The following is a 23,915-nucleotide window of genomic DNA, read 5'->3' as shown; positions in this document are numbered from 1 at the left end:
AAAACCACGCTCACGCCCTGGGATGAAATTGCTTATGAATTGCCTTCAGGCGTTCCTTATCCACATGGGTGTATATCTGGGTGGTGGAAATATCCGTGTGCCCGAGCATCTCTTGAACATACCGGATATTGGCTCCGTGCTCCAGCAGATGCGTGGCAAATGAATGCCGCAGCAGATGCGGATGTATCCGTCCCCTGAGCCCGGCCTGACGGGCATAAAAGGCCAGTATCCGCCATATTGTGTCGCGGGTCAGGCGCTTTCCGCGCCGGCTCAGAAATACATTGGGCGGACTGACTGGCTTTACCCCCTCACCAAAATTTTTGGTGTGGGGGTTTACCAGCGCCGGCCTGACCTCATTAAGATATTTCTTCAGGCATTCCTGCGCCATCTCCCCTATCGGCACTATCCGCTCCTTTGAGCCCTTGCCAAAACACCGGATGTATCCGGCCTCCAGATTGGCATCGGTCAGTTTCAGGTTGGACACCTCCGAGACCCGGGCGCCGGTGGCGTATAGCATCTCCAGCACTGCCCGATTCCGGATTTCCAGCGGCTTCTTGCCGCCGCAGGCATTGAATATCTTCTCTATGTCGATATACGAAAGCGTATCCGGCAGTTTCTGCCAGGGTTTTGGTTTATCAACCAACGTAGTCGGATCGGACTTGAGATGCCCTTCGGCCACCAGGAATTTGAAGAACATCTTTAGCGCCACAATCCGCCGGGTGATGGTATTGGCGGAAAAGTTCTTGCCACGCTGGAACTGGTTGAATTTGTAGATATCGGCGGCGGTGATACTGCCGGGTGAAATATCCGCGTCCTTCTTGCCGCCCGTGATGTATCTGACAAACAGCTCTATATCCGAACGGTAGGAATCCAGGGTGTTCTTGGAAAGTGAGCACTCCACATCAAGATAAGACAGGAATAAATCTAATTCTTTCATGCTATTAAGAAAAACACCTTACCACAAAGACAACCCCCTTTATCCCCCTTTATTAAGGGGGAATAATTCACCCTACTCCCCCTTAGCAAAGGGGGTCGGGGGGTTGTGTCCTTTAGTGCCTTGGTGTCTTCTGGCGCCGAAGCGCCATGGCGCCCTTATGGCGCTCAGTGGCTAATTTACCAAATATCTCTTGACTTTTCTACATTATAAATATAAATTAAACCCCTGTTTAATCATTAAAAGATAGGAGAGTATATGCCAAAAGAAAAGCAGGCCGAAACGCCAAAATCAGAAACCCCATCCAATCCCTTCTTCGATATGTGGAGCAAATTCTCCGATTCCATGAAGACCAACCCGTTTATGCACTCGAATATGTCCGGGGCATATCCGGACTGGCTCAAGGGTTACGACGAGATGGCCAAACAGTTTTACCACATGCCCATGTCCGGCGTGTCCGGAAACATCTTCCCCAAATTCGTCGAGGCGGCCGACGTCTATATGAAACTCTTCAAGGCCTGGACCGACAATGCCGGCAATATCTCCTCATCGCCCGATGCCATGAAGAATCTCCTGAATATGTGGATGGACAGCCAGAAGGAGGTCTTCGGCAAGCTGTTCGGACTGCCCATTCCATCGGCCGACAATATGGGCGACTTCTCCGACTCCATCAAGAAATCACTGGAGAACTTCTCGCAGTTCTACGACCAGAATTACAAACCCTTCGTGGAAAATTGGACCAAACTCTCGGGGCAAATGGGCGACGTATTCAAGGGCAAGCAGGACCCGGCCAAATACAAGGAACTCTACGATTCCTGGATGCAGGGCTACGAATCGGCCTTCGGCAAGTTCCTCAAGATGCCCATGGTCGGCCCCTCGCGCCAGGTGCTGGAAAAAATCCACAAGAGCATCGACTCCTTCATGAAATACTGCGGCGCCACGGTTGATTTCAATATGGTCCTCTATTCGCCCAGCAAGGCCACCATCGAGGAACTGGCCCAAAAGGCCCAGACCATCCTCAAGGGCGAGGTAACCCAAGAAAAATACAAGCAGTTCTACGAACTCCTGGTCAAGACCTTTGAAGACCGGTTCTACCAGCTGTTCAAGACCCCGGCCTTTGGCCAGTCCATCAAGACCACGCTGGATTCGTATCTCGATTTCCGCAATAACCACTTTGCCGTGGTCGAAGAGATGCTCAAATCAACGCCCATCATCACCCGGACCGAGATTGACGACGTCTACCAGGAGCTCTACAACCTGAAGAAGAGAATCAAAGAGCTGGAAAAACTGCTGACCAAGAAACGAAAGGATTAAAGAAACATTATGCCAAAGACGAAAGAGGCTCCCAAGAGCCAGGGCGACAAAGGCGCCGCGCCGACCGCCACCAAAATCAACTTCGCCCAGGAGCTGGACTTCCTTCAGAAGAAATTCCTCAAGGGCATGGAAATCCTAACCAACCCGATGGACACGGCCACCGCCACCACGCCGTCCGAACTGGTCTACCAGGAAGACCGGATGAAGGTCTTCCATTATATTCCCGTCCAGAAGAAACTCCATACACCGCCCATGTTAATATCCTACGCACTGGTCAACCGCCAGTATATGCTCGACCTCAACCCGGGCCGGAGCGTCATCCAATACCTGCTCAATCAGGGCATTGACGTCTATCTGATTGACTGGGGCTATCCGGCTCCGATGGACAAGTTCATCACCCTCGAGGACTACATCGAGGGCTATCTCAATAACGCCGTGGACAAGGTGTTGGAACTGTCCGGCGAATCCAAACTCACCCTGGCCGGCATCTGCCAGGGCGGCACCTTCTCGGCCATCTATGCGGCACTGCACCCGGACAAGATTAAGAACCTGATTACCATCGTGGCGCCGATTGATTTCGATACCGACACCGGCCTCTTAAACGTCTGGTCCAAGGGCCTGGACGTGGAGAAGATGGCCAAATCATTCGGCAATATCCCGGGCGACTTTATGAACATCGGATTCCTGCTCATGAACCCCTTCCGGCTGGTCATGGACAAATACATCGGGTTCATGATAAATATCGACGACAAGGACTTCGTCAACAACTTCATCCGGATGGAAAAATGGATATTCGACTCGCCGGACCAGGTTGGAGCGGCCTGGAAACAATTCATCGGCGACTGCTACCAAAAGAACCTGCTGGTCAAGAACCAGCTCAAAATCGGCGACAAGACCGTGAACCTAAAGAACATCACCATGCCGGTCCTGAATATCTTTGCCGAGTATGACCATCTGGTGCCTCCGGCCTGCTCCCGGGAATTCACCAAATGCACCGGCAGTGACGACACCGAGATTGCCTCGTTCCCGACCGGACATATTGGCATCTTCGTCTCGTCCAAGAGCCAGAAGGAAATCTGCCCGCGGATGAGCGAGTGGATAATTAAACGGTCAAAGTAAAGTAGGCAGTAAACAGTAGTCAGTAGACAGCAAGGAGAATATATGAGCGAACTGAAATACGCCGACATCAAGGTAGGCGACCAGGCCTCGTTTTCCAAGACCGTCAGCGAGACCGACATCAACGACTTTGCCAAAATCTCCGGCGACTTCAATCCGGTCCATATTGACGAGGAATTCGCCAAGGCCGGACTGTTCAAGACCCGGATTGCCCACGGATTCCTGGTCGGCAGCTTAATCTCAACCGTGCTGGGCACCAAACTGCCCGGACCGAATACGATTTACCTGTCCCAAGAACTGCAATTCAAGGCGCCGGTAAAGATTGGCGATACCTTAACCGCGGTCTGCGAGGTGCTGGAAAAGTCAGAAAAGAAGAAAATCCTCAAGATGAAGACCACGGTCTATAACCAGGCCAAGCTCGCGGTCATTGAGGGCACAGCCACGGTGTTAAAGTACGAACAGCAGTGAGTCCCGTGAGGGACGAGGCGTAACCACAGATTACACAGATTTACACAGATTAAAATATGAATAGAAATATTCTTATAGTAATCGGCCTGGCCTGCGCCCTCGTGGCCGCCGTAGTAATAGCAGTTATTTCACTGAGTAGAAGCCCAAACATAAAGAGGCATGAAATATCACCTCAAATACAGATACGCAATCTTAGCATGGCGTTAGATAGCTATCAAATGGAAAATGGTGCCTACCCTACTACGGAACAAGGCCTGAAGGCATTACTTGAAAAACCCACCATTCCGCCTATTCCTAAAGATTGGACGGGTCCATATTTAAAGAAAGAGATAATAGACCCGTGGGGAAATCCATATCAATATCGCTGTCCTTCTCAGCATAATCGTCCGGATTTTGACTTGTGGTCTTTCGGCCCGGATGGTAAGGATGGAACAGGTGATGAAATTATTGTGATAAGAAATAAATGATCAAGACCCTGCTCATTGCAATCGGTCTCGCCTGCGCTCTCCTTACCGCCACCGGGATAATGTGGTATAATCCTGTCAGCGTTGCCCGCAGGCAACTTCACGACAAAGATATAACAGTGTGCTGCAATTCTATTCAGACACTTATCAAGCTCGGAGATAGAGCGTCAATTCATGAGATTACTAAACTATTACAGAATGATGCCATGGAGATACGTGCGTGGGCTGTTTACGCGTTGGGCAAACTTGATGCTAAGGAGTCAATCCCGGAAGTTACCAAATTATTACATGATAATGATTCGTTAATTCGTCAGTCGACTCTTTGTACATTATCAGACATTAACGCTAAAGAAGCCATCCCTGAGATAAAGAAATTACTCAAAGATAAAAGCGAATCTGTGCGCAACTACGCTGAAATAGCCCTGCGCGAACTCGGCGTGCCGGTCAACGCGATAGAAGACGCAAAGAAGAAGTAAACCACAGATGACACAGATTACGCAGATTTTATATAATCAGGGAAATCAGTGCAATCTGTGGTTATCCGCGTCCCGTATACGCTATAAGCTCTACGCTACACGATGTACCCCATCACATACGGATTAAATGTCATGCTTACCGTCCCATACGCATCGATAAATGAATACTGGAAACTCCCCCCGGTTACCGGCACCAGCGCCTGAGCGCCAGCCACCTTCGAATCCGGGGACACAATACCTATTTCTAATAAATGAGTATTGTGTCCCTAGATTAATGGTTAATACTATAAAAGACGGTTTTCGTGGCATAGGTGAATGATAAACTTTTCAGTTTAAAAATTAATATTTTGGCACAACCAAAATGTGAAAAGTTTAGGTTTCAATAGATATTTTCATGATGCCCAATTTTTAACATATTGATAATATTAGGGTTACACTATGGTCAATCCTTAGCCGGTGGGGGGTAGGGTATCCCCCCTCCCTGGTTAGCCGTAGGTAGTACCTACCTAGGAGCTGGGTAGTGCCTACCAAGGAGCTAGATAGTGCCTATCAATGAGCTGGGTAGTGCCTACCAAGGAGCTAGATAGTGCCTATCAATGAGCTGGGTAGTGCCTATCTAAGAGTTAGATAGTGCCTACCAAGGGGTTAGGTAGTGCCTACCAAGGGATTAGGTAGTGCCTATCGTGGAGCTAGATAGTAACTATCGTGGAGGCAAGATTGAAAAGGCAGTTTTTAGAAAACGATGGCTTGCCATGCAGGGAAATCAAGCATTAGGAAATGTGGGGTCTATCCCGCTTGCCCAAGATATTACCTTGTGCGTTTGTCCGGGGTCTGGGCCGAATTGGTCTTCTTAAGGGCCGGTTCCTGCAGGACGATATACGGCTGGTCAAACTGGACCTTGACCATCTTGATGCCCTGTAGCTGGGGCGAGACCTCCAGCACCCGGCAGAGGTTCTTGATTTTCTCGGCGGCGGATAATTCAAAGGGCTTGTCGGTATTGACCGGCCGGCCCCATTCTATCTGGGTGTGGTTTTTGGTCAGGATAACGAGTTCGCTGGACTGCTTGTTTCTCTTGCCGCCACTGTTGGTGATGTCTATGGCCGCCACGTCCAGCTTGGGATAGACGTCGTATTGCTTGAAGACGCAGGCAACGTCAATGGCGTCGGTCAGGCCCTGGTCCTGCCACTTCTGGCCGGGCAGAGGCGGCGAATTGCGCACCCCGACCACGATGGGCAGGGTTATGGGCAGATTCGGCACGGTATAATATTCGCCCGGTATCCGGATTGAGTCCTTGTCCACCATATAATAGAAACTGCGGTTGTTCCATTTCTTTAATTCCACCAACACCACCGGCCGGCGCAGTTCCAGTTTGACGCTGAGTTTGTTGGGGAACTGCTTTTCTATCGAGTCCACCCGGGCCACCCAGGGATTGTTTTCGTATTTATCCAGCAGGCGCGGAATCAGGTCTTGGTCAAATAGGGATACCCGGCCGTCCAGTTTCATGGAAGAACGGATGGCGTCCTCAAATGACGGGTCATTGCACCAGTCCGGTGAGGCCAGGACTTCCAAAGGCGCCAGATTGATTTGATATTGAGACTCCATGGCGTAATGAGCATAGACCTTGCGGTGGATGATCAGCAGCAGGAAGACGGTCGTGCCAAGCACCAATGCCGGAATGGCGCAGCGTTTTATGCCATGCACTAAGCCCTGGGGGATTTTCATATGAGGATCTATCGGCAAATGACGGGTAATTCTGAAGGGAAAGTTTGCAACCACGAATTAACACAAATAAACACTAATAATATTTCATTCGTGCTAATTAGTGTCTATTCGTGGTTGCATTTTCGTTATTTGGGCCGGTGCTTGCTGAATTTCTGGGAGGTGCGGAGCTTGCGCTGATTGTCTTTTCTCTTTATGGCGCTGGGTTTCTCGAAATAGGCGACTCTTTTAAGCTCGTTGAAAATGTTGGCATCAATGCATTTCTGTTTGAAGTGCTTGAGCGCCCTGTCGATTGAACCTTCCACTCTTATTCTTACGCCTGACATATTCTGATTATACCGCAATTTCTTCCGGACGGGGTCAACACCCCTGAGAGAACTTCCGAGCCCAAGTTGTAAAATTATTATGGCCGGATGAGTAACCCCGTCCGAGAAGAAAATTTTAGTCTATCCTATTGGCCAGACGATGATTTGTTTTTCGCAAAACAACCATCACAATACACTGGCTTGTTTAATCTGGGTTTAAATGGAACCGTTGTCGGCTGGCCGCAACCCGCACAAGTTACCTCGGTGCGAACGCGTTCGCCGCGAAAACCGCCACCATCACGACCACCAAACTGGTTACGTCTGTTCTGCCGGCAAGTCGGGCACCTCTTCGGTTCGTTTGTGTACCCTTTTTCCTGGTGGAACTGCTGCTCCTGTTCTGTGAACACGAAGTCGCCGCCACATTCCGCGCATTTCAATTGTTTGTCCGCCATGTTTCCTTTTCTCCTTTCGAATCCTTGGTCTCAGGGTCCAAGAACCTTTAATAATGCATACTATAATATCCGTACGCCAATGTCAAGAAATATTATAAATATTTCTAATAATGTCAACCCCGTTTAGAGGTAAAACTTATTCCATCCCAAGTCAGTTTTTTATCATTATCTTTAGGCAACATAGAGGTTGGCATTCCCGTTTCACGTGGCGCTATAGCGCCACTACCTCTAACGGGGTCAACGCCCGCCTAAACTGCCGGTTTGCGCTCCCGATTGAAGAAATAATAGAGCACCGGAACAATCACCAGCGTTACTGCGGTCGAGAACAGCAACCCGCCCAGGATGGTGGTGCCCAGCGGCCGCCAGGAAGCGCTGCCCTCTCCGGCCTGCAGGGCCATAGGCAGCAGGCCGAAGACCGTGGTCAGCGTGGTCATCATAATGGGACGCAGACGCCTGACTCCGGATTGCCTGATGGCTTCGAGCAGACCGACTCCGTAACCACCGTCCGCCACCGGACGCCTTAATAAGTTGATATAATCAACCAGCACAATGGCGTTATTGACCACCACACCGACCAAGAGGACCAAGCCCAGAAGCGAAACCATGCTGATGGGATATCCTCTCAGGAAAAGGGAAAGAAACACGCCGCTAAAACCGAACGGCACGCTGAAAATGATGATAAACGGGTCTACCAACGATTCAAACTGGCTGGCCATGACGGCATAGACCAGGAAGATACTGAGCATCAGCAATAGTCCCAGGTCCCGGAACGACTTTTTCTGCTCGGTGCGCAGGCCGGCGATTTTGAGGTTGACGCCTTCGGGCATCGATATCTTGGCCACCTCTTTTTCGATGTCGTCAGCTACGTCGCCCAAAGGCCGCTCGTGGAGATTTGCCTCGACCCGGACCACCCGGGTCTGATTCTTGCGTTCAATTTCTATCGGCCCCATATCCTCATAAATTTTGGCGACATTGGACAGCAGGACATTCTGCCCCATAGATGGAGAGGCAATGGAAGTATCAAGCACATTTTCGGCAAACCGCCGGTCTTCAGGACGCAGGCGGATGAAGATGTCATACTCCTCGCCCTTCTCGCGGTACTTGGAAACATTCTTACCGTAGAAATACGTCCGGACGGTCTGGGCCACGGCGTTCTTGGTCAGGCCCAGATTAGCCGCCTTGTCGGGGGCAACCATCACCTTCCATTCCGGTTTGGCAATCTCGCGGCTGACAGCCGGGTCCTTGGCGCCGGGCGTCTCTTTCATAATGGCCTTGACCTGGGAGGCAATCTTATCGGTCTCATCCATATTATTGCCGTAAATCTCCACAGAAATCGGTTTACCTGAACTGCTCATCATCTGGGCCATCGGGTCGCCGGTCTTGACATCCATCTTGACAATGCCGGGCAGGACCTCGACCTTTTTCCTGATAATCTCGGCGACCTGCTTGTCGGAGCGGCTCCGCTGCCCCACCTTGACTAATTTGAGCCCGACCATGACCACATTGGTGCCTTCCTTCATGCCCATCATGGAACCGCCCAGGCCGACCGAGCCAGTCCTGATATAAAAGTCCTTCATATCTTTTCCGCAGGCCGCGCGGCAGATTTTTTCCAGTTCCGTCCCCATTTTAAGCGACTCCTCCATCCGTTTGCCGGGCGGCAGTTCCACGGTCACCCGGATATCGCCGGTATCTTCTTCCGGGAAAAATTCAGTGCCCAGCAACGGGATAAGAGCAATCGAACCCGCCAGAACCAAGACGGAAATAACAATGGTTTTAATTTTATTAGCCAGCGCCCAGTCAAGCACCAAGCCGTACATGTCTTCGATATACTTAAACCAGCCATGCTTTTCAAAGGACGACTTCGGACTTAAGAATCTTGAAGCCAACATCGGCGTGAAGGTCAGGGCGGTCAGTAATGACGCCGTAATGGTAACAATGACCATTACGCCCAGTTCCTTGAACATAATGCCGGTGATGCCCTTGAGGAAGATGAGCGGGACAAAAACCACGATAGTGGTGAGCGACGAGGCGCTGATGGCCAGGCCGACCTCTGAAGCGCCGGTAATGGCGGCCTTGAACGGGTCAGCTCCGCGCGCCCGGTGGGTGAAGATATTCTCCATGACCACAATCGCATTGTCCACTACCATACCGATGGCAATGGAGATGCTGGCCAGCGATATCATATTGATGGTCCGGCCCCAGATATAGAGAAAGATAAACGAACTGATGAGCGAAAACGGGATGGTCAGGGTAATAATCAAACTGGATCTCAATTCGCCCAGAAACAGCAGGGTCACGATAATAACAAACACCCCGCCCCAGAATATGGTATCGCGGAGATTCTTGATGGTCAGATTAATCATATCCCCGGTGTTGAACATCTCAATAATTTTTATATCAGACGGCAGATTTTTCTTGATAATTTCTATTTTATCCTGGATCTTGCGGCAGACCTCGTTGCTGTTGGCGCCGGATTGTTTCTGAATCATGGCCATCATCCCCGGGTTGCCATTGACATAGACCATGCCGGGCGGGTCCTTGAAATCATCGTTGATAACCGCGATATCCTTGAGCCGGACGGCTGAACCGTTACCGGAGACCTTGATAATGGTCTCGCCGATCTCACGGACATCTTCATATTCGCCGGGCGTCTGGAGCATATATTCGTTGGGCCCGACCTTGATGCTGCCGGCCGGCTGCGAGATATTATGGGTCCGGATGGCCGATTCCACCTCATTGATGGAGACACCGTAGGCGGCTAACTTGCCCTTGTCTATTTCTATATTAATCTGGCGCTGAAGCCCGCCGATTAACTGGACCGCGCCGACCCCCTCTATCTGCTTCAAGGGCGTAGCCAGACCTTTATCTAGGGTTTCATAAAGCTTGCCCAGATTCTCTTTGGCCGTAATGCCATAACCCAGGATGGGGATGGCGGTGGTGCTGAATTTGATGATGATGGGCTTTTCCGCATCGTCCGGCAGGCGCATCTCGGTGAAACCGAGCCGTTCCCGGATTTCATTCGCCGCCTCGTCCAGGTTTGTGCCCCAGTTGAACCGGCAAATCACATTGGATACGCCCTCGCGGGAATAGGAAACAAGTTCCGTGACGTTGCTGACAATGGAAAGGTCGTTTTCTATATTCTTGGTTATGGCGGTTTCCACATCCTCGGCTGATGCGCCGCGATATGTGGTGATGACCGTGATGGCCGGTATCTCCATCTCTGGCATCAAATCGATGGGCAGGAAAAGAATCGCCATCACGCCCATAATGATGATGGCCAGAAATATCATCAGGTTGGTTACCGGCTGTTTAACTCCAAAATGCGGTAAAAACATATTTACTCCTATTCCGTTTTGACTGCACTGACTTTACAACCATCGAATATATGAGGCCCGACGGAGGTAATTATGGTATCGCCGTCCGCCAGCCCTTCTTTTATCTCGACTAGGCCGCGGGAATAAATACCCGGATTAACCTTGACCTTTTTGGCCAGGCCGTCCTGAATGGTATAGACCGCATATTCCTTGCTGTTTCCTACCATATCATAGACCAGTAAATCCTTGGGAATCGCTATGACGCCTTTTTTGTTGTCCAGTATCAACTCTATCCGGCAGAACATCCCGGACTTCAGTATCCTATCGCTATTATTTAACTCTATCTCTATTTCCAGCGTCCGGCTGCGCTGGTCAACGGACGGGGCCACATAAGTAACCAGTCCGTCAAAGGTCATATCAGGATAGGCATCGGCAATAACCGTCGCATGGGTCAGCCCGGCCTTGACACGCGCTAATATCGTTTCCGGAATTGATGCGGTTATCTTGACCGTATCCACCTGAATGATAGTAAAAATCGGCTTCTGGGGCGTGACCATATCGCCCAGATCGATGTATTTCTGCGCCACAATCCCGCTGATGGATGCGCGGATATTCGCCTCGGCCAGGTTGATTTTCGCCTGTTGCAGGACCGCATCCAGCTGCTTTACCTGCGCCTCAACGGCTTCCTTCTGGGCCAGCAAGGCATTATACTGGGTTTCTATCTGGTCTTTCCTGGATTCGGAAACCGCGCCTTCTTTGCTCAGTTCCGTGATCCGGTCCAGTTCTTTCTTGAGGTTGGCCAGATTTATCTGAAGTTGCTTCAGCTGGGCGCCGGCCGCCTCCAGGGAAGCCGTGGCCTGCTCGGTCTGCGCCGTTATGGCCGAATGCTCCAGCACAGCCAGGATATCCCATGATTTCACTTCATCACCGTTCTTGATATTTAACTCCTCCACCCGACCGCTTATCTTGGTGTATACATCCACCTGATTGATGGCCTTAATGGTCCCGAAGAATGACATCGTCTCCATCAGATCTGTCTTGGCTATTTGCTTAACCGATACCGAGACGATTTTATCGCCTTTATCAACCTTTGCCTTTCGGATTTTCATTTCACCATACCGCGTATAAACCAACCACCCGCCGCCGCCTACTATAATAATAACCAACAACCAGATAATTGCTTTCTTCATATAATAAACTCCTTGTTTCTTATTTCCCGGTTACTAAATCCAGATTGGCCTTGGCCAGGTTATACTGGTAAAGCGACTGGACGTAATTCTTCGAAGCCGTGTCCAGCGCCATCTGGGTATCCAACACCTCAAGCTGTGTGTTTACCCCGTTCTTATAACCAATCTCGGCCAGACGCAGGCCTTCTTCGGCCTGTTTAATATTCTCAGTTTGCGTTTCAATGAGAACCACGGAATCCTTGACTGAAGACACGGATTGCCGGACTTCCAGTTTAATCCTTTCCCGGATATCCATCTCGGCGATTTCCGCCTGCTTGAGCAACGATTCTTCCTGGCGGATGCGCGCCTTTATCCGGCCCCATTCAAATACCGGGATGGATGCCGCAGTCACGACACTCCAGTAATCGCCCCAGGCCTGCGTAAGAAACTTCTTTCGTGACGGGTACTCGTAGCCGAAATTACCTATCAGGTTAAATGCCGGCTTGCCTTCGGATTCGGCCAGAACAATCGACTGCTTCTGCATATCAATCTTTAACTGGGCAATCTTCAGGTCAGCCCGGTTATGAAATGCCTCTTCCAGCTTGGCAGAATGTTCCAGGACATCCCTGACGCCATCGCCGCCTGCCGGTAGATTAAGCTTGCCGGTGAGTTTTAACGCCTCTGATTTTTCCAGAGGCAGCCCGATTGTATTCATGAAAACCAACTTGACGTTCTGAATATTGGTTTCGCTCTGAATCCGCATGGCCTGGATATTGGTCAATTGGACCTGCGCCCTCAATAATTCGTATCTGGAGCTCTGCCCCTGTTCAAAGAGTTTCCTGATATTCTCGAGATGAGCCCTGCTGACAGATTCACTCTTCCGGTTTACCTCAACGATGGCTTCGTTAAGAAGAACGTCATAATATACCTTTTTTACCAAAAATATCACCCGCGTGGTGATATCATCTTTCTGGTTTGACTGGACGGTCTTGCCCAGCAGTGCGGACTCAACGCCGGCGCTGATGCGTCCGCCGCTGTAGATGGGCTGCTTGATGGACAGTTCGCCTTTGGCATTATTCACATCGCCCATCGTGCCGGAAACGCCCGGTCCTATTGACACAGTGGCCACCTCATCCAGCCGGGTATAAGAAGCGGTGGATGAAAGGGTCGGATACTTGCGGGCGCTGGCCTCGCTTAAACGTGCATCCGCATAATTCATGCCCTCCTGGGCAATCAGCATCTGGCGGTTATTGGCCAGGGCTATTTCGATACTCTGTTCCAGAGAAAGACCCGCATCAAATTGAGGCATCGACAGGTTATTTCCCTGCCCCTCGGCCGATATCATCACCGGTATTAACACCAAAACCCACAGCATCAAAACAATCGTCTTCTTTATCATATTAATAAGTTGTTAATAAACACCTCTTCTAAATATTTACCCTTCTCCACGAAGGTTTGCTTGTTTCCACCCAGGAAAGTAGTAAAGAGAATTCCGTAGAAAACGTCTATCAGAAGGTTCGTTACCGCCCGGGCCGGGATATTCTTCATCAATTTCTGGTCAATGCATTTCTGGATAAGCGCCTCCACCCTTTTCAACCCCCGGCCGTAATATTTCATATAAATAGATTTGGAATGCTCCTTATAGGCGCTGCGGTAGTGGATGAATATTTCCATAAGGTTAAAATTACGGCTGAAAAAACTCATATGGCTCCGGATAACGGTCTTGAGGCGCTCGACCGGATTGGTTATTCCTTCTGCATTGGCGGCTATCTCATCAGCCAACTGGTGCATCATCTGTTCCATCACGGCGGTAAAGAGTTTTTCCTTGGAAGGAAAATAGCGGTAAATGGTGCCCTTACCCACCCCTAACTTGTCGGCCATTACTTCAACATCGGCCAAATGATAGCCGTTCTTGGCGAAGACATCAGTGGCGGCCGCGATAATATCTCTCCGACGCCGCAGTTTAATTTCCTTTATCAGCTCTTTCCGTTTCATACATCTCCCCTTCCCTGCCTCGATCCCAATCTCTAATTGGACGGACTCGTTAGTCCGTGTATTATATTATATTAATCGGCATGATTTGTCAATGGTTTTATAAATATTTATTGAAAAAAATTAATTAGAGCTAAAATAACAAAAATACTTGACAAAACATATCATATATCTATCTTAACATCATTAATTAACTGCAACGGATTTGAATCAGGAGTGTTTTTATGGCTCATAAGAAAGGCGGCGGGTCAAGCCGCAACGGCCGGGACAGCAACAGCCAACGACGCGGCATTAAATGCTATGACGGCGAGGTGGTCACCTCAGGATCCATCCTGGTGCGCCAGTGCGGGACACCATTTAAACCCGGGCTTAATGTCGGCATCGGACGCGATAACACCCTCTTCGCCCTGAAAAACGGTATTGTGAAATACCTCAGCGGCAACCGGGTTACTATTCTGCCCCAGAATTAATAATAATTATGGTAGAATTAACATTGACCTTTGAACGCCGCCCGGTTAACACCTTTAATGTGGATAAAGATATTATCCTCATCGGCCGCGACCCGACCTGCGACGTGCGCATCGACAACGTCGGCATCTCCAGGCACCACGCCAGAATAGAAAAACACGATAATATTTATACCCTGTTTGACCTGGGCAGCAGCAACGGAACCTATGTCAAGGGCCAGAAAATCACTCAATACAACCTCAATAGCGGGGATGAAATCAATATCTGGAATTTCTCCATCTTCTTCAAACTGCCCGAATCTGAGCAGGTAAAAACGGCAAAAGATACCGCCCCCCAGAAGATAGATATTGACGCCACCATCGCCATAGACCGCAAACAACTGGACCTCAGGCAGAAGGAACGTAGTTCCGCCCTGCTGGCCCATTTGAGCTATACGGACAAGAAGAAAGGCAACCTGACCTTTGCCATAATGAAGACCACCACTTTCTTCGGCAAGAGCCCCAAGTGCGAGTTCCCCATCTCCGGCTTTTTCGTCCAGCACCGCCAGGCCGCCATTATCAGGGATGAAATCGGCTTCAGGTTTATCAATTTCGGTAATAGCGCCAGAGGCACGGTCAATAACCAGGACGTCGACGATTACCGCCTGAAAAACGGCGACTCTATCAAAATCGGCTCCCAGACCTTTAAGTTCAATGAGGGATTACCAGCCAAATAAATCTTATTCGACAGACCCCAGCCAATCATACTATCTACACCAACGTCAACAAATGGTGGAATCGCAATTAGCCAGCCGCGACATCAAGGATGAACGGGTTATCCACGCATTTTTGAAGATTCCACGGCATCTCTTCGTGGATGAAAAACTATCCAAACAGGCATACGAGGATAACCCCCTGCCCATCGGATGCAATCAGACCATTTCTCAGCCCTATATGGTGGCATTTATGCTGGAGCATCTGGATTTGCATAACGGCCATAGGGTCCTGGAAATCGGGACCGGTTCCGGTTATCAAACTGCCCTGCTGGCTGAATTGTCCAGGAACATCTATACCGTAGACCGGCTGCCGGAACTGACCGAATCAGCCAGGAAGCGGTTGGAACAGTTAGGTTATCATTCCATCCATTACAAAACCGGAGATGGCTCATTGGGTTGGGATGAATTTGCGCCGTATGACCGCATCATTGTCAGCGCCGGCTCTCCCCAGCTGCCAAACAAACTGATTGACCAATTGACCCCTGATAACGGCATCCTCCTCTGCCCGGTGGGTAATGAATTCTCACAGGACTTGATTCAGATAATAAAGCGCCACAATAGCATCGAAAAGAACAATTTCGGCTCCTGCGTTTTTGTTAAATTATTAGGAAAAGACGGATGGAAAGAATAGAAAACAAGTTTCTGATTGCTGGCATCATCTCACTGCTGATAGTACTGACATCCTGCGCCACTCCGTATGAGGCGGCCAGAAAATCGTTTTATAAGGCAAACAGATCCTATCTAAAGCAGGAACCGGAAGACGCTTTAATCAGGTATTGCCAATCGCTCGGCCGGCTTGAAACCGGCGCTGATAAAAACCTGTCCAGCCGGATGCTCAAGGCCGCAATCTACCACCGCCTCTATTCCATTGATGCCAAGAACATCTATCTGAACTCCGGCGACCGGACAAAGGAAAAATACGCCTCCTTCTCGAAACTACTCTCAACGTCCGACAATGCCGGATTCCTCAATTCGGCATTTAACGAGGTTGTATCCATGGAAAAAGAACTCAAGAACATAGACGCCAAAACCATAGACCCGTTTTTGCTCATCCACCGGGACTTGATAGTCGCAGATAAATTATCCAGCTCATTAGACCTGCAGAATAAAACCATTACCCCAACCAGTTATACCCCGATGCAGGATTTTATAAAGGCCATTAGTTCTTACGGATACGAGGAGGTTATCAAGACATTTTATCTTGATGCCTGGGCGTCGGCCTTAGTCCGTTATCAGAAAACCTCCCAAGACGAAGAAGCGGCTCAAAAAACCAATGAAGTTCTGTATACATTATCCCTGAGCCGTCTGAAACACATATATTACTCCCTGCGTAATACCACCGCTTCGGTAAAGATACCGGAGTTCCAGAGCATCAACAGCCATTACCATGAGGTCATAACAAAGATGGAAAAAATCTCTCCGGGCCCGAATCTCTCCTCATTTTCCGTTTCCTCACCGGAACAGGCGATGGCTGATTTGCTGGGCGAAATAGCCAATAATAATTATTTTATCCTTGACCCGGAATTTCATCTTGCTGAAGCGCGTAACCGAATGAATCTGAGCATAGAAATGATTATCACCGGAAAAGCCGATAAGGCGGAATCACACCTGCTAAATGCCCTGATGAGCATTGTCTGTGCCAAGGAATTCTCAATTAATCCCTCGCCCGCTAACGCCCGCCTTATTGATACCATACTGAATGACATCTACCTTAATCTCTCCCGGATTCCCGGCAGCGGAAAATAATATAATAGAAAATAGTTGCTAATTCTTTCATGCAATGTTAGAATTCTTACGACACTTCAAGAAAGGAGAGTAGATAATGAAAAAAGCTGTTCTTCTAATAGCACTTGTCAGTTGTTTGTTCGCTTTACAGGCCACGCCAGAAGACAAACCGTCGCGCAGTATTGACTTTGAATCAATCATAGAGAACACCAAGGAAAAAGTCTTTCCGGCGCTTATCTACGTCAAACCGGTTCTTGAGGAATATGAACGCGGCGAGCGCAAACAGATTCTGGTGGCGGGCAGCGGCGTGCTGATCAGCCCGGACGGTTACGCCGTTACCAACAATCACGTGATTGAGAAAGCCACCCGGATAAAATGCGTGCTCTTTGACAACCGGATGCTTTCGGCAAAACTGATTGGCCGCGATAAATCTACTGATATTGCCCTTATCAAAATAGAAGCGGAAAAAGAGAATGGGATATTCCCGTATGTGGAATTTGGCAATTCGGATGAACTGAAAGAGGGCCATTTTGTCATGGCGCTCGGCGCCCCCTGGGGCCTGGAGCGCTCTATCTCGCTCGGCATCGTGGGCAACGCCCGGCGTTTCCTGGGAGACACGTCCAGTGAATACAGTTTATGGATTCAAACCGACGCCTCTATCAATCCCGGCAACTCCGGAGGCCCGCTGGTCAACACTTCGGGCAAAATAGTTGGTATTAACACCTTGGGCTCATTCTTCGGCGGCGACATGGCATTTTCGGTGCCTTCTAACACCGTAAAAAGAGTGGTGGAACGCCTGAAGAAAGACGGCGAGATAAAACGTTCCTGGACCGGCATCCGGCTCCAGCCGTTGCGCGATATTGACAAGGAAACATTCTTTGCCAGCGATAAGGGCGTTCTGGTGGCCAGTATCGACGACAACTCTCCGGCCCAGCGGGCCGGATTAAAACCGGGCGATCTGATACTCAAGATTAATAATAAGGAAATAAACGGGCTTTATGACACCGACCTGCCTGAAATCCGCTGGTTCCTGGGCGACCTGCCGCTGAATGTGGAAAACGAATTCCAGATTAAACGCGGGGCGGAAACCCTCACCGTTAAAATCACTCCCCGGGAAAAAGGCAAGGTGGAAGGCGATGATTTTGACTGCAAGCGCTGGGATATGACCGTCAAGGAGATTAACGAATTCGCCGACCCGGATTTATTCATCTTCCGCAAAAAAGGCATCTACATCCAGGGAGTTCAGTATCCGGGCAATGCGTCCAATGCCGGGTTTTACACGCGCGAGATCATCGTCAAGGTGGACAAACAGGAAATAACATTTCTTGACGACATGAAAAAGATATACGAGAAAATCATGGCGGATGACAAAAGAGAAAAGAAAGTGCTTATTGAAACACTCCGTAACGGTAAGACCATGTTTATCCCATTGAAATATCATACGGATTACGATAAAGAATAACTGATAAAAAAGGAGGTGACCTTATGTACAAAAAAATAGTCGTCGGATTATTCATCCTCGCGGCGGCCTGCTGGCTCAATGCGGCGCCGGAAGAAAAACCGGATAATGATGCCAGCATAAAAACAAAGATATCGGCCACGGCCCGCGCGGCATTGGTTCAGATCCGTTTCGAGTTCCAGAAAGACCCCGAGGAGGGGAAAAGGGACATGGAAAACAATTGGATTTCTCAATTCATATCAGAGAAAATGACCTGGGACACCGCCGGAGTGCTCATCGGCTCTGAAGGAATGGTCCTGTTGACAGATTACATGATGGAACGGAAATACATCAAGAAGATAACCGTCATTGATTCTGCCGGCGCCGAATATGAAGCGGAAATGAAAGGATTCCTCCAGGACTATTCTGCTTTATTCTTAAACATCAAAGGCGACAAAAAACCGGCTGGCGGGGTCAAATTCGCGTCTCCCGGAGTAATGGACACTTCCCGTAAATTATATGCCGCCGGGATTTTCAAGGAAAATGAGAACTGGTTCGTGCGAGTCATGCCGGCCAGCTTATCATTGAACGAACCGTTCCTGGCATCTGATAAAACCAAACCATTCTTCCAGGTCACCCGGAAAAGAAGCCGCCAGGAAGGAAGCGAGAATGTCTACGATGACTCGCTTCTTTTTGATGAAAAGGGCGATGTCATCGGCTACCCGCTGGAAGGACGGATTGAAGTTAACGGCAATCTCTACGGCTGGCGCGGCTCTGATTTGATGGAAAATACGCTCATCACCTTTAATGACCTGGACCGGAAAACAGAAGAGCTGAAAAAGGAATATCTAAACTACATCCTGGAAATCAAGTTCAAATTCCGCCAGCAGGAACAGGAAAAGGGCGGCTCCCCTTATGCCCGGTTTGCCGCGACCTCAAGAAGTTACCGGCCCGGCCGGGATGATGAAGACAACGACCTGACCGTCGCCGACAAGAAACTATACGGCCTGGTTATTGATAAAAACAGGATTCTCATACCTGATACCCTGGAACAGGATTTAATCCACCGGATTGAAAATGTTGAGGTGCTGATAGGAGATAAATATTCTCCGGCAGAATTCATGGGCGTATTCAAGGACTTCGGCGCGATGCTTATAAAGGTCCCGGATAACGCCGTTACCAATGCCCCGAACATTTATAAATCGCCCCTGCCCACCTATGGTCGAACCGTCTATGCCATCAATGTCAAAGAGAAATTCGACAAGCGCCATGAAAAGGTCGGCTACGACAGGTTTTTCTGGGTTTCCAAAGGATATAAAAACCGTCTCCAGTATACCCCTTATTCCAACCGGAAGACCGGAACCGTTTTCGTTAACAGCAACAATGAATTAATGGGCATCCTGATGGAAGAAAAACGGGATTTATCCGAAACCCTGTCATCAGATGGAAACCGCTATAATTACCGCAATTACCGCTATGATTATAACAACGGCTCCGGCAAGGTGTTCTTCTTCAATGAATTAAAGGATTCCCTTATCACGCCCACGGCGCATTTTGACCTGCAGTTAATCCCGCTTTCTGACCGCGAGATGAAAAGGATTGTCTGCCTGGGCGTGGAATTCCAGGCCCTGAACAAGGAATTAACCGAGCAGCTGGGCTGCCAGAAGGCGACCCGTAACGGTGAAATGGGTCTGTTAATCAATCACATTTATCCGGAATCGCCGGCTGAAAAATCCGGGCTCAAGACCGGCGATATCCTGCTCAAAGTCCAGGAGGAAGGCAAGGATGACCCGATTGAATTAAAAGGCGGCAATAACCCCAATCCTTATGATTACCTGTCGCGCTACGGCGGCAATGACAACCCTGATATTGATATGGGCAGTTATGGCATCTCGCCCTGGCCCAGCCGCAATAACTATTTCACCCAGATTCTCACCCGCATCGGCGCCGGCAAGAAGATTACGCTCACTTACTGGCGCGATAACCAGGAACTGAAACAGGATTTCGTGCTGGAAAAAACGCCCTATGACTTTGACAGCTCCGATAAATACAAGGACGAAACCATCGGCATCACCGTCAAAGACCTCACCTACGAAGTCAAGCACCACCTCCGCCTGGCGCCTGACTATAAAGCCGTGATTATCAGCAAGGTGGAAGAAGGCAGCAAAGCGGCTATCGGCAAACTCAGGTCATTCGAACTGCTTACCAAAATCAACGAGCAGCCTATCGGCTCTTCGGTGGATGAATACAAAAAGCTAATGGAAAAACTAATCAAAGAGGAAAAACAAACCAAGCTCAGATTCACCATCGAGCGCAAAGGCAAGAGCCGGTTTGTGGATATTGAACTGGAAAAAGCAAAAGAACTGCCTAAGGAAGGCATTAAAGAGGAAGACAAGAAAGGCGACGGCAACCAGGAACCGCCTCCGAAAGACGATTCGCCTAATCATCAGGATAATGAAGAAAACCTTGAAAATAAACATAAGTAAGGTTATATTTATAGTAGGAGGATTATTATGGCAAAGAAACATCTCATATCAGCCGTTTTAGTTTTCATGGCCGGTTTATTCGTCGCGGGCTATATTTTCAGCGCCATTCCGGATAAAGAATGGAAACAGGCCCAGGCGGAATTTTTAGACGAATATAACAAAGCCAAGACATCGGTGGAACGGGCCATTGCCATCCGCAAGTTAGCCGAAACCGACCACCCCGGCATAGTCAAGGTCCTGATTGACACCGTACTGGCCCGGGAGCTGAAAGAAAATGAATTGCTCAATATCGATATCGTGGCCAGTTCTCTTTCCAGATTAAGCGACCCCATCGCCGTAGATGAATTGATTACCGCCACCAAGAAAACCAAACTGCCCGAGAAGATAATATTGATTCAGTCGCTCGGAAAAATATCAGCCGACGGAGCTAAGCCCCTGCTCCTGGAACTCCTCAAAAACAGCGACAACCTCGTCAAGATTGCGGCGATTGATGCGCTGGCTGAATCATCGCCGCCTGAAGCATTGGATATAATTACCGGCTGCCTGGAGTCCAAGGCCTGGGAGGTCAAGGTCAGCGCCATCAGCTACCTGGCCAAGCTCAAGGATGACGAAGCCAAGCAGAAAGCCCTGAATGTGCTCCGGCCCCGGCTCAACAAGGAAACCGGCCGCCTCAGAAACGATATCTCCGAAGCCATCAACCAGCTGATGGTCCAGACCGGCACTGAAGGCGATAATAAAAATAAAATGGGCGGCACTTTTTCCTTCTTTGATATCCCGCTGGAAGGCGACGTGGTATTCGTGATTGATACCAGCACCTCAATGGAAGGCAAGAATAAGGATGGCAAGGACAGGTGGGACAAGCTGGTGGAGCAACTCAAGCAATCATTGGAAGTGATGGCCAAAGCCAAGCCGGCCGTAAAATTCAATATCATCGCTTATTCCGAGCGGGTCGGTAAATTCCAGGACGCTCTTGTCCCGGTCGCGGAGAACAAAGAGGCGGCCTTTAAATGGCTGGACGGCGTCAAGCCCGGCACCATGCAGGCGCCCGGCAAACTCGGCGCCTATACCAACATCTATGATGCGGTGGAAATGTCGCTCCTCGGGCAATCCACTGCCGCCAGCCAGGGCCAGAAAATCGTCATTACCAGCGGCGTGCCCAATCCTTACACCATCTGCCTGATGACCGATGGCACGGCCAACCGGGGCAAATACACCAACCCGGACGATATCCTGGCCGCCCTGCGCATCCTCAACCAAACTAGAAAGATACGCATCAATACCATTGCGCTCGACTTCGGCGTGGCCGAAGCCATGGGTGCCTCCGGCATGGGCCAGATGTATGGGGTTGATGCGGCGTTGATGGAACAGATTGCCAAGGAACACAACGGCACCTGCGTCAAGTTCTGATTCCAATAGTCCTATTTTACCACGAAGACACTAAGACACTAAAACTTCGTGTCTTGGTGCCTTTGTGGCTGATTCACCTCCTGATTTACTTGCCTTATAATAAACAAGATATTATAGTTCTTGTATGAAGGTACTCCATCTATATAACGACTGGAAATGGACCGGGCCGAGCGAGCCGGTGCTCAATCTCTGCAAGGGCTTGAAAACCCAGGGGCTGGAAATTCATATTGCCTGCCTGGCCGCTCCTGATAACAAGGACAGAACGCTCCCTTCTAAGGCAGCCCAAGCCGGCATTCCCCTGTTGACCCTGGCTACCCCTGCCAAATACCTGTCCATATTTTATCTCAAGCCACATATAAATGCGTTGGCGAAATATATCGAGGCGAGCCATAACTTTGATATCATCCACTGCCACAGCGCACTGGACCACTACTACGCCTCGAAACTAAAGACCAGATTCCCTACTGTTAAAATCATCCGCACTAACCACAAGGGCTATCCGCTGGAATCGACCTGGACCAACAAATCCCTGATGAAGAAAGCCATTAACGGCTATATCACTCTATCCAAAAACCTGGCAGAGACGGACCGAAAGAACTTCGGCCTGGCGCCGGAAAAAACTGCCGCCATCCCTTCCGGCATTGATATCTCCGTATTTACCAACAGCACAAAACCCGTCTGCCTGACTAATATCAAAGGAAACGACATCGTCATCGGCATCGTGGCCCGGGTTCAGCGCCACCGCAGATTCCATATTATAATAGAAGCAATGCAATCAATTATAAAAGAGATGCCCAATGTCAAGTTGGTCGTTGTCGGCAGAGGCACTTATTATAATCAATTAGTCACCGAACCGGTCAAACGGCTCGGATTAGAGAACAATGTTATCTCAGCCGGATACCGGACTAATGATTATCTGGACATACTCAACACCTTTGACTTCGGATTATTCCTGGTACCGGGTTCGGACGGCTCGTGCCGAGCGGCGCTGGAAATAATGGCATCCGGCAAACCGCTCATCGTGGCCAATCGGGGCATCCTGCCGGAGATTGTGGATGATGATAAGAACGGATTGGTCATTGACGATACGCCCAATAATCTGACGCAGGCCATCCTGAAACTGGCCAAAGACCGGCAACTCCGGGAACGATTCGGCCAATCCGCCCGCGCGAAAGTTGAACAACAATTTACCCTGGAACGGACCGTCAGGCTCACACAAGAAATCTATCAAAACATAAGTAAATAAGTTGATAAGGAATTTACTTGTCAACCCGAAAGGACCGCGCCACCGAACCTATCAACTTCTCAACTTATTGACTATTTCGCCGGCCGCCTGGCACCGATTTCCATATTCCACAGTTTCGCCTCAGATGCGGCCTGTAATACCGAGGCCAGGAACCGGTACGGCGCCCCGCTGTCCGGCCTGATCATCAAGGGTTTGTCTTTATTTATATTACCCTCCACGGTCAGAATCTCCTTTAACCGCACCTGGGTTAATTCTTCACCGTTGACCTTTATCTTCCAGTGCGCATCGCTGTTGCACGTCCTGATTAGTTTCTCATGGTCGTATTCCAACTGGCTGCAGACCAGGCCGACGGGCGGTTCATGCAAAATGTTGACCGTCACCCGGTTCGGGTCAGGATGGTCGTCCGAGGTGGCCACCTCGGCCACCGGAAGATTCAAGGCATCGATTTTCAGGTTGGCAAAATCACTAGCCAGCATCAGGAAAACAATCAGCTGGAACACGATATCAATCATCGGGGTCATATTCATCCCGGCCCCATCGGACATATTAACTCTTTTTATTCTCATATAACACCTCCTTTTAGAGCCAGTAGAAGCAAAGCGCCGTACTGGCTCTTATCCCGGCAGTTTTTGCCGGGATTAAAACGGCACACCATTTTAGATCCCGATGAG

Annotated in this window: 22 protein-coding genes; 13 read left to right on the top strand and 9 right to left on the bottom strand. The window is 49.6% G+C overall.

Features of this window, described 5'->3' with window-relative positions; translation table 11 throughout:
- Nucleotides 1–10: 10 nt before the first annotated feature.
- Nucleotides 11–937 (bottom strand): site-specific tyrosine recombinase XerD, encoded by a 927-nt coding sequence (gene xerD / locus HZA49_10190; protein ID MBI5779803.1) that lies wholly within the window; start codon nt 935–937, stop codon nt 11–13.
- 255 nt (nt 938–1,192) lie between these two features.
- Here xerD and HZA49_10185 point away from each other — a divergent pair, with 255 nt between their 5' ends.
- The 5 genes from HZA49_10185 to HZA49_10165 are packed head-to-tail and all read left to right on the top strand — an operon-like array spanning nt 1,193 to nt 4,772.
- A complete protein-coding gene (locus HZA49_10185) occupies nt 1,193–2,248 on the top strand; it encodes a hypothetical protein (protein ID MBI5779802.1) in 1,056 nt (351 codons plus the stop codon).
- A 9-nt stretch (nt 2,249–2,257) separates the two neighbouring features.
- Entirely contained in the window at nt 2,258–3,367 is a 1,110-nt protein-coding gene (phaC, locus tag HZA49_10180) for a class III poly(R)-hydroxyalkanoic acid synthase subunit PhaC (GenBank protein MBI5779801.1), read from the top strand.
- 42 nt (nt 3,368–3,409) lie between these two features.
- Nucleotides 3,410–3,832: a MaoC family dehydratase gene (locus HZA49_10175; GenBank protein MBI5779800.1), complete on the top strand. Its 423-nt coding sequence runs from the start codon at nt 3,410–3,412 to the stop codon at nt 3,830–3,832.
- Between the two features lie 56 nt (nt 3,833–3,888).
- Entirely contained in the window at nt 3,889–4,299 is a 411-nt protein-coding gene (gspG, locus tag HZA49_10170) for a type II secretion system major pseudopilin GspG (protein ID MBI5779799.1), read from the top strand.
- A complete protein-coding gene (locus HZA49_10165; GenBank protein MBI5779798.1) occupies nt 4,296–4,772 on the top strand; it encodes a HEAT repeat domain-containing protein in 477 nt (158 codons plus the stop codon). Before gspG ends, HZA49_10165 begins: the two co-directional genes overlap by 4 nt.
- A gap of 807 nt (nt 4,773–5,579) precedes the next feature.
- On the opposite strand, the gene HZA49_10160 is transcribed toward HZA49_10165, so the two are convergent.
- From HZA49_10160 to HZA49_10130, 7 genes are all read right to left on the bottom strand, one after another.
- The gene (locus HZA49_10160) at nt 5,580–6,494 is read right to left on the bottom strand and encodes a hypothetical protein (GenBank protein MBI5779797.1); all 915 of its coding nucleotides are present in this window, start codon (nt 6,492–6,494) and stop codon (nt 5,580–5,582) included.
- 125 nt (nt 6,495–6,619) lie between these two features.
- Nucleotides 6,620–6,817 carry a 30S ribosomal protein S21 gene (gene rpsU / locus HZA49_10155; protein ID MBI5779796.1) on the bottom strand — a complete coding sequence of 66 codons (198 nt, stop codon included), beginning with the start codon at nt 6,815–6,817 and terminating at the stop codon, nt 6,620–6,622.
- A 125-nt stretch (nt 6,818–6,942) separates the two neighbouring features.
- Nucleotides 6,943–7,248 (bottom strand): zinc-ribbon domain containing protein, encoded by a 306-nt coding sequence (locus HZA49_10150; GenBank protein MBI5779795.1) that lies wholly within the window; start codon nt 7,246–7,248, stop codon nt 6,943–6,945.
- A gap of 248 nt (nt 7,249–7,496) precedes the next feature.
- Complete coding sequence (locus HZA49_10145) at nt 7,497–10,583, bottom strand: efflux RND transporter permease subunit (GenBank protein MBI5779794.1); 3,087 nt, start codon at nt 10,581–10,583, stop codon at nt 7,497–7,499.
- Between the two features lie 8 nt (nt 10,584–10,591).
- Entirely contained in the window at nt 10,592–11,752 is a 1,161-nt protein-coding gene (locus tag HZA49_10140) for an efflux RND transporter periplasmic adaptor subunit (protein ID MBI5779793.1), read from the bottom strand.
- A 19-nt stretch (nt 11,753–11,771) separates the two neighbouring features.
- Nucleotides 11,772–13,127, bottom strand: coding sequence for a TolC family protein (locus HZA49_10135; GenBank protein MBI5779792.1), 1,356 nt, complete (start codon nt 13,125–13,127; stop codon nt 11,772–11,774).
- Entirely contained in the window at nt 13,124–13,723 is a 600-nt protein-coding gene (locus HZA49_10130) for a TetR/AcrR family transcriptional regulator (protein ID MBI5779791.1), read from the bottom strand. Before HZA49_10130 ends, HZA49_10135 begins: the two co-directional genes overlap by 4 nt.
- A gap of 221 nt (nt 13,724–13,944) precedes the next feature.
- On the opposite strand from HZA49_10130, the gene rpmA reads away from it, so the two are divergent.
- From rpmA to HZA49_10090, 8 genes are all read left to right on the top strand, one after another.
- Nucleotides 13,945–14,190 carry a 50S ribosomal protein L27 gene (rpmA, locus tag HZA49_10125; GenBank protein MBI5779790.1) on the top strand — a complete coding sequence of 82 codons (246 nt, stop codon included), beginning with the start codon at nt 13,945–13,947 and terminating at the stop codon, nt 14,188–14,190.
- An 8-nt stretch (nt 14,191–14,198) separates the two neighbouring features.
- Nucleotides 14,199–14,903 (top strand): FHA domain-containing protein, encoded by a 705-nt coding sequence (locus tag HZA49_10120; GenBank protein MBI5779789.1) that lies wholly within the window; start codon nt 14,199–14,201, stop codon nt 14,901–14,903.
- Nucleotides 14,881–15,573 carry a protein-L-isoaspartate(D-aspartate) O-methyltransferase gene (locus HZA49_10115; GenBank protein ID MBI5779788.1) on the top strand — a complete coding sequence of 231 codons (693 nt, stop codon included), beginning with the start codon at nt 14,881–14,883 and terminating at the stop codon, nt 15,571–15,573. The genes HZA49_10120 and HZA49_10115 overlap by 23 nt, the downstream gene beginning before the upstream one ends.
- On the top strand, nt 15,561–16,688 hold the full coding sequence (locus HZA49_10110; protein ID MBI5779787.1) for a hypothetical protein: 1,128 nt from the start codon (nt 15,561–15,563) through the stop codon (nt 16,686–16,688). Before HZA49_10115 ends, HZA49_10110 begins: the two co-directional genes overlap by 13 nt.
- Before the next feature lie 76 nt (nt 16,689–16,764).
- Nucleotides 16,765–18,129 (top strand): trypsin-like peptidase domain-containing protein, encoded by a 1,365-nt coding sequence (locus HZA49_10105; GenBank protein ID MBI5779786.1) that lies wholly within the window; start codon nt 16,765–16,767, stop codon nt 18,127–18,129.
- 23 nt (nt 18,130–18,152) lie between these two features.
- A complete protein-coding gene (locus HZA49_10100) occupies nt 18,153–20,591 on the top strand; it encodes a hypothetical protein (protein ID MBI5779785.1) in 2,439 nt (812 codons plus the stop codon).
- A gap of 27 nt (nt 20,592–20,618) precedes the next feature.
- Entirely contained in the window at nt 20,619–21,998 is a 1,380-nt protein-coding gene (locus HZA49_10095) for a HEAT repeat domain-containing protein (GenBank protein MBI5779784.1), read from the top strand.
- A gap of 124 nt (nt 21,999–22,122) precedes the next feature.
- A complete protein-coding gene (locus HZA49_10090) occupies nt 22,123–23,244 on the top strand; it encodes a glycosyltransferase family 4 protein (protein MBI5779783.1) in 1,122 nt (373 codons plus the stop codon).
- Nucleotides 23,245–23,315: 71 nt separating this feature from the next.
- Here HZA49_10090 and HZA49_10085 read toward each other — a convergent pair whose 3' ends face one another.
- Nucleotides 23,316–23,810 carry a biopolymer transporter ExbD gene (locus tag HZA49_10085; protein ID MBI5779782.1) on the bottom strand — a complete coding sequence of 165 codons (495 nt, stop codon included), beginning with the start codon at nt 23,808–23,810 and terminating at the stop codon, nt 23,316–23,318.
- Between the last annotated feature and the right edge of the window lie 105 nt (nt 23,811–23,915).

The sequence above is a fragment of the Planctomycetota bacterium genome, assembly GCA_016235865.1.
Lineage (GTDB): Bacteria > Planctomycetota > MHYJ01 > JACQXL01 > JACQXL01 > JACRIK01.
The sequence above is the reverse complement of the archived record's forward strand: the minus strand, read 5'-3'. Positions and strand labels throughout refer to the sequence as shown.